Raw genomic sequence first — 7,137 nt, forward strand, 5'->3', positions numbered from 1 at the left:
TTAAGGCGGCCGTCAAGTCGAGGGGATAACCGGCATCGCGAACAAGAGCCTGCATCCGATCGAAATGGGCGCGACGAGATTCATCCTGCCGAACAAGGTCTCCCAGCCCTTCTTCCAAAGAACCCTGACCGGTCCACATAAACAACCGCTGGGCCGCCCGGTCGTAAAGGGTGTAGCCGGCCACTTCATCGCCGTCGGCATTGGTCAAGGTGACAGCATATTCATGCAACCCCTGGGCATGACGGTTTCTCACTACCGTATAAGAAAGGGTCTCGCCCGGTTTGACGGGAACCCCAAACTTGCGATTGGCAAAACCGACATAGCGGCTGGTGTCGCCCCGCGTGTTTTTGGCCACAATCGCCTCGTTCACGCGGTCGAAATAGACCTCTCCCTGCATGATTCTGCCGTCGTCGAGCCCCGCCAACACGGCCGACACATCGCTGGTGTGAATGCGGTTTTCATCATCCGTAAAAATACCGGCCGCATTGAGAGGAACCATCACTTTGCCGGTCGCCACCACTTGAGGGGTCGGCAGGGGGTGAATTTTTCTCCCCTCCAAAAAGTCGATACTGGTGGGAAGATCGGTGCGCGGGGCAAAAACAGGACGGACTTCTCCCGGCGCCACATCGTTTTCACCAAGGGAAATGATCGTGGGAATCCCTTTGGCCAATATCTCACCTCTCTCATTTCGAGCTTCGATATAGGCGGTCACACGACGACCCTGCAGAGGCCTCTCGTTGACATCTTCCACACGAACCAACGAAGTCTTGACCGCGATGCGCCCGGCGCTTACCGGAATATTCGGATTGACCCATTCAAGTCCCCCCAAATTCCGAATCGTCGTCGGGTCGAGACCGAGCGCCTCGGCCAAGAGGGGAACGAGCATTCCTTTTCCCATCACCCGGTCTTTTAAATAACCGGGATGCGCTTTGACCCCGCCGGTTCGGTTGGGGTTGGTATGAAGGGGGTTGGTGGAACCGACCGTTTTTGCGTAGTCCACCATGTCTGCCGTTGTCGCGTTGTAGGTGTATTCGAGAGAAAATTTCTGCAGAAAATCGGGCGAGGGGGGAGTTTGAAGGAGTTCCCGCGCCCCGGGAATTGTGTCGGCGCCCCAGTCGGTGCGATAGGCCTCGCGGGCCCTTTGACGAAATGCCGCGTCGCCGTTTAAATCGACAAGCCGGGCGACCGGTGCGGGAGATGCGCCGTTTACCGGTTTTTCAATCGACCAGTGAACCCGATAGTTCCGCTCCAGAATGGAGCGGCCGTTTCGGGTTTCGAGATATTCACGCGTGACGATGGTATCGCCGCCTCTTTCTTCGACCTCCAGCGCCAAACGACGCCCCAAAGAAGCAGATGTCTCGTAAAGTTTAAATCCCTGAATTGTTCCATTGCCGACAACCCATTCATAGGTGAAACCGGTCCGTGGTTGCATCAGGACATAATAGGGATTCGGATTTCCTTCGCCCTCCGGATGTCTCTCCGGATGCAGACGCGCCTCCCCACAAAGAGCGCGAATCGGACCGCTTACCAAACCATAAAAAGCCTCCCGAAAACGGGCCTGATCGGCCTCGTTCAAGGCGGTCGCCGCCGTCACGCTGATGCGGGTTTTTTCATCTCCCAGATTATCCCCGCTTACCGCCACCCCGGATATGCCTTCAAATCCCGATTTGGGAGCCGGAGCCGACTTTGGCGGCCGCACTTTCACGGTACCCGATGAATCCACCTTTAATGTGCCGCCGTCGGGAAGATAAACCGCGCCAATCCCATTGGCCGGGGCCAGTTCGCTCTGGACTTGGATTGGATCGGTTGACGTTAATATCTCAAAACCACGTTTCGAAGCGACCGAAACCACGGGAATGCCGATATGGTTCGCCGGCAAAGAGGACCGTCCCAGAAAATCGGTTGGGCCATAATCGATCACCACATGAGCGCCCCGATCGGCCAAACCTCGGGCGATCTTTACCAACCAGACCGGCTGACGATATTGTTCATCGGCATGGACTTCGGTGATGTCGGCAGATCCCAATTGAAGGACATCATGCCCGGTGCTGTTCAAAATAACCGAGGTCACCGGCTGGACCATGCCAAGACCCATTCCCTTGATCTGTCTGACAAACTGTGTGGCCGCATGATCCAAAAGAACGGCATCATGCGCGGGAATGGTCATCCCCAATTCTTCGAGCCCCCTCTGGGGAGCCCTCACCCGTTCGCGACTAATTCCGGCAAAAATCGGCGACGCCTCATCACGTACGGCTGATGCCAGTCTTCGCGCATCGGGACTGATTTTTCCGGAGGGTTTTTCATTGATAAAGGCGCAAATGATCAGCTCCAGGGCAATGAGGGCATTGGTTGTGCCCGCCATGAGAACAAAATAGTCCGGCTCCAGAGTATTGACGTTGCTCATGTTGAGATGATCCCCATTTTCGGCATGGCGGTTGATCATTTCGATGATTTTCCCCAAAGGCGAATTTGCGGAATCTTCTTCGGACAAGGGAATCCCGCTGATGTTGAGGACCGGAACGGCTCCCTCGCTTTTCATGTAAGGGACATCCTCCTGATACCAGGCCCCTTCCACCACGGCGAGTCTTACTTCTCTTTCGAGTTCTTCAAGCGGACGGAGACCCGCAACGCCTGCGGGAATCAACGGTTGTTCCCCGGTGGTCCGGTAGGCGCGGCTCATCCCAAACCCGCGGATCAATCCGGCGCTCTGACCCGAATTGGCCACGTTCCGGTGCGATACATAACCGGATGCTTCCATTTGCCGGTCTGCAAGGATCTGCAGAAGATCAACCATCGGCATGGAGGTTCTAATCTCGTTGATTGGCAACTCATCCGATTCGGGGTTTAATTCCCGGACGGCATCCGGGTCGATCCCGGAATTTTGAAGGGTCGGTTTTAACGCCTCGTAGAGGGCCACCGCTTGGGGCGTTCTCAAATTACCCTGGGGATCTTTTCCGTCGACCCAGGCATTGAGTTCTTCGATATAATTCGCCCCCTGCCCGGCGGCGATGCCGGCGACATTAATCCTCCGATCCCTTTGGGCCAGGGCGAGCTGGGCCATCCGGTTGAGACCGAATTTTTTGAGAAAAGCCTCCGCAAGGCTGTCCACTTTTTTCAACTGGGCCAAGTTGGGCCTGATTTTTGGGAAGCAACCATGAAACAAGATTCAGATATTCTTCGGCCCGATTTTTGCTGTTGTTGAACTGGCGGATAAATAGGACGTTGGTCAGGGCCTTTCGAAGCGCCTCTTCGGCATGTTCGAGTATCTGATGCCCCGAAATATCGATGGTAAAAAGCATCTGCCGGGGACTTAAGTCGGGGGAGACCGCGCTGAAATTAAACTGGCTTGGATCGGCCTGTCGGCCGGTTTTGTCTTCACCGATGATCGAGGCGGGGGGGAGGAGGTCAAGAAGGGCCTCGCCCCGAATACGCGATTCCTTTCGGGCATCGACAAACAGGGAAAGGCTGTGTAGAAACGCACCTTGCCTGTCCGGGGTGGTTCGGAGCCATTCAAGAAACTGGGCCCGCGCGGCATCATTGACCTCGTCCAAATTGCGCAGGTGGGTGTCAACGGCGCCGATCTGGACTGTCAAGGCCGCGTGAATGGCCGATAAGTCCGCGGTTCGGTCTTCGGGCAAAAGACCTCTTCCCTCAAGATAACCGATAATCGTGGATAGATCGGACATTTTATTCCTTACTCAAAAAATCAAATGGCCAACAGCTCTTCTAAATCGACGAGTTCTTCTTCAACCCTTATTTTTCCCCCGCTGTTGACCGCCAGCGCCATGATGTGCCCCGGCGAAGGACGTTTAAGCACAAACTGCCAGTCTTTTGGACAAACGGGGGGTGTTGCATCCTGACCCGCCGCAAAATCAAAAGAAATATGACCCTGTGCATTTATCTCAAAAGTCGATCGGTCACAGGCGCCGATAAAAGGGAGGCCGGCGGCCTTGCAAAACGCCTCTTTAAGCGTCCATAACTGATGAAAACGGAGCATTTTGTCCTGCGGAGGGAGGCTTTCGAACCGGGCCAGTTCTTTTTCCGAAAAGACTTCGCGCGCCGTCCCTTCGAAGGCAAAATCGGATTCCAATTCTTCGACATCGACCCCGACGGGACTTCTCCCCAGGGCACAGGCGACAAAATCGCCTGAATGGGCAAGGCTCATAGGGAGCCTGCGATTCCCGAATTGAAGCCGGGGGGCTTCTTCGTGATGAAAGTGAAGGGGAAGGTCGGGGGCCCGCACGCCGCAAATTTCTGCGGCTTTTATGCGCGCCAAGACATGCCCGACAAGGCTCGGCATGCGGTCCAGGGAAAACGGATCGTAGCTTTTTCGCTCGTGCCCGCCGATTTTTTCGAGCGCGCGCCGGTGGTGGAAACGGTTGAGGGCCCCGGAGACTGGGACAAGCCACAAATGAACAATACCGGGGGACAATTGATTTGCGTTCCAAATTTCCTCGGTCGCATGCATGGAATCCGCCTTTTAAGGCAAGTGAGAAAAATTTATTTATTCTTAAGAATAAAACGAAGCACGCGGCCCCGAAAGGGACCCTTCGGGTCGGGATGAAATGCTACCTCCCACTTGACTGACTGACCCCTCGCTTCAAAAAACCAATGCCCCCTAAAACCACCGATTTTGCTGAATGTGCGAAAGACAGCTTCCTATTAAAAAGTCCCTCCACATGCAACAAAAATGTGAAGGAATGAATAACGTTTAAGCGGCGGTTTGGTTACGAGTTTTGAGCGGATTTTGCGGTCTTCTCTTTGAGCAATTTTCTTAGCCGTGGCAGGTGCAGGCTGTCTTTGGTGCGATTGGCTTTTGACTTCGACATAATAATATCTTCCAGCGAGGCGGCATAAATTTTTTGTCCGTCAATGACAAACGGTTTATGCCTCTTCCATAATTTTTTGAAATCAAGGCCGCTTACGGACGTCAATACGTCAATGGTAAGGCCGCCGGAATCGACAAACAAAAGGGTGATTTTTTTATCGATGATCTCCCGGTTGGTGGGGGATGGTTTGACCAATTCCCCGCCGCAGACAGCCGCTTCGGCAAGCCCCTCTTTTTTCAGGAGAGCCCTTACTTTCGACAGAGTTTTTTCATCGGGTTCCACAAAAATGTCGAGGTCATAGGTGGTCTGGTCGGAGCCGTAGAAAGAGGCTCCCATCAGACCCACAACACCATAGCGAATGCCGGTTTTTGTCAGTTTCCCAAGGATTTTAAAGTAGGCGTGCATTACGGAGCCGGTTTTGCGTTGAGCCGAACCTGCCGCACAAACTCGGCGGCCTGAAGGATGGCCAGGATATTTCTTTTTATTTCCGGTGAAACTTTAACCGGCTTTTCTTTTTTTGCGCCCTTGAGTTTGGACCTCTCCCGTTTTTGTTTCCTCACAGGGTTAATTATATCGTCCGAGACGAAAATAGGAAGGGATTATTTGCCCAACAAAAATGTAAAGGATTGAATAACGGTTAAGCGGCGGATTTGTTGCGAGTTTTCAGGCGCGTTTTAAGAACCGATGGATCTCGTCATGGTTGCCGATTAAAACAAAGGCAACAACATTCTTCCGAAGCGAAAACAGAATGCGATCTTTGAGGTCGGTGCGTATCTCCCAGAAGGAACTTTTAAGTTTCTTCAACCCCAACCCCTCGGACCTCGGCCCCCCTTCAAAAAAATGGACCAGTTTCTCCAAGGCCTCCCTTGCCTTCTCCTTCCGGATCGGAGTCAATGAATCCCAAAGGCGGTCAAAGGCCGGTTTCCTCTCGTAGATCATCGGGATTTCACTTGAGACTCTTTAAAAATGCGCCGGCCGTTTTATACCGGCGCCCCTTTTCGGACATGAGCGCTCCGAGTTGCTCCCACTCATCCCGGGTAAATTCGTCCTCTGCGGCCTTAATTAAAGCCTTTTTAAGCACCACCGCATTGCCAAGGGGCTCCATCAACACCGTCTGGCCGGCCTTGATTTTAAGCATTTCCCGCAAATGTTTGGGAAGCGTCAACTGACCTTTGGATGTTAACGTGGAAATATAAGCTTCCATTTTGATTGGGGCCCTTTCGGCCCGTTTGGGGCTATTTTTACTCCGCAAATTCTTCGTTTCACTCCGAATTTGCTTCGCGCCTAAGCAAAGCTTAGGCTTGACTCGCATCATGGATTTCGCCCGCCACAAAGTATTGGCGGGCCAAACCCCGCGCCTCGCACTGGCAAAGCCAGATGCTCGGCTTGACCTCAAGTTTATCGTTTGGGGGAGGGGGAATCAAGCCTTATTTTCATACTGTATTATATTCTTACTTTTCTAACTCAACCTTCACCTCCCTTTGGGACAAGGCCGCAACCGCCAGGATATGGCCGGGCGCGGGGCGGTGGAGGGAGAAATGCCATGGGGAGAGGGGATTGATGATGGTTGATCGTTGATGGTTGATGGTGAATCGCACCTTTTCATCATCATCTATGCTGAAAACAACTCCCTTTGTCATATCCGCCAACGGCATGCCGGATGCCTTGTAAAAAGCCTCGCGCAACGTCCAGTACCGGGTGAAGCGGAGCTTTTTTTTGTCCCCCTCCAGCGCCAAAATCTCTTCGGCCTCCTCCGGCGCGAACATCCGCCGGGCGACATCGTCGATATGCTTCATGCGACCGACCGGTTCCATATCGATCCCCACGGGAAACGGCGCAAGGGCCACCGCCGCCATTTGGGCGCTGTGGGTCAGGCTTAAATGGAGTGGATGGTGAATGGTGCCGTGCCTGCCGGCAGGCAGGGATGGTGGATGGTGGACGGCAAGTTGCGGCCTCTTGCCCACCTCAAACACCAGGGGTAATTCCGCCGGCGCCACGCCAATCGCCTCCGCAATCTTGACGCGCGCCAGGGCGTGGCTGAAAAGATACTCTCTTTGCCTCGCCTCGCTCCGCATGGAATTGTGGCGCCGTTTTTCGCCGGGGTTCAGGATTTTCAGCCGCTTTTCTTCTTCACCCTTCGAAAGGGACAAAGGAATCGCCGAAGTCCAGACGTTAACGATCGTTTTGCCACTCATCTTCTTTAAGACCCGGGATTCTTTTACACCACCAGCGCCAGCGGCGCCGACGGAACAGTGAACGGGACGGCCACCGTCACGGTCGCCGGGGTAATCGCGGTGACGGCCGCAAT

The 7,137-nt window shown here is 54.0% G+C and carries 8 protein-coding genes; all 8 read right to left on the reverse strand.

The window, feature by feature from the left end:
• The coding region (locus HYU99_10750; protein MBI2340821.1) for a hypothetical protein at window positions 1–3,118 on the reverse strand (3,118 nt) is incomplete at its 3' end.
• Window positions 3,119–3,405: 287 nt separating this feature from the next.
• The gene (locus HYU99_10755; GenBank protein MBI2340822.1) at window positions 3,406–3,510 is read right to left on the reverse strand and encodes a hypothetical protein; all 105 of its coding nucleotides are present in this window, start codon (window positions 3,508–3,510) and stop codon (window positions 3,406–3,408) included.
• A gap of 196 nt (window positions 3,511–3,706) precedes the next feature.
• Window positions 3,707–4,411, reverse strand: a complete 705-nt coding sequence (locus tag HYU99_10760; protein ID MBI2340823.1) for a 4'-phosphopantetheinyl transferase superfamily protein — start codon at window positions 4,409–4,411, stop codon at window positions 3,707–3,709.
• A 316-nt stretch (window positions 4,412–4,727) separates the two neighbouring features.
• Window positions 4,728–5,234 carry a nucleotidyltransferase gene (locus HYU99_10765; GenBank protein ID MBI2340824.1) on the reverse strand — a complete coding sequence of 169 codons (507 nt, stop codon included), beginning with the start codon at window positions 5,232–5,234 and terminating at the stop codon, window positions 4,728–4,730.
• Entirely contained in the window at window positions 5,234–5,389 is a 156-nt protein-coding gene (locus tag HYU99_10770) for a hypothetical protein (protein ID MBI2340825.1), read from the reverse strand. Before HYU99_10770 ends, HYU99_10765 begins: the two co-directional genes overlap by 1 nt.
• Window positions 5,390–5,492: 103 nt before the next feature.
• On the reverse strand, window positions 5,493–5,768 hold the full coding sequence (locus HYU99_10775) for a hypothetical protein (protein MBI2340826.1): 276 nt from the start codon (window positions 5,766–5,768) through the stop codon (window positions 5,493–5,495).
• Window positions 5,769–5,775: 7 nt separating this feature from the next.
• On the reverse strand, window positions 5,776–6,033 hold the full coding sequence (locus tag HYU99_10780) for an AbrB/MazE/SpoVT family DNA-binding domain-containing protein (GenBank protein ID MBI2340827.1): 258 nt from the start codon (window positions 6,031–6,033) through the stop codon (window positions 5,776–5,778).
• 247 nt (window positions 6,034–6,280) lie between these two features.
• A partial coding sequence (locus HYU99_10785; GenBank protein ID MBI2340828.1) for a 4'-phosphopantetheinyl transferase superfamily protein occupies window positions 6,281–7,137 on the reverse strand: 857 nt, incomplete at its 5' end.

This window comes from Deltaproteobacteria bacterium, from assembly GCA_016183175.1.
Classification (GTDB): domain Bacteria; phylum UBA10199; class UBA10199; order UBA10199; family SBBF01; genus JACPFC01.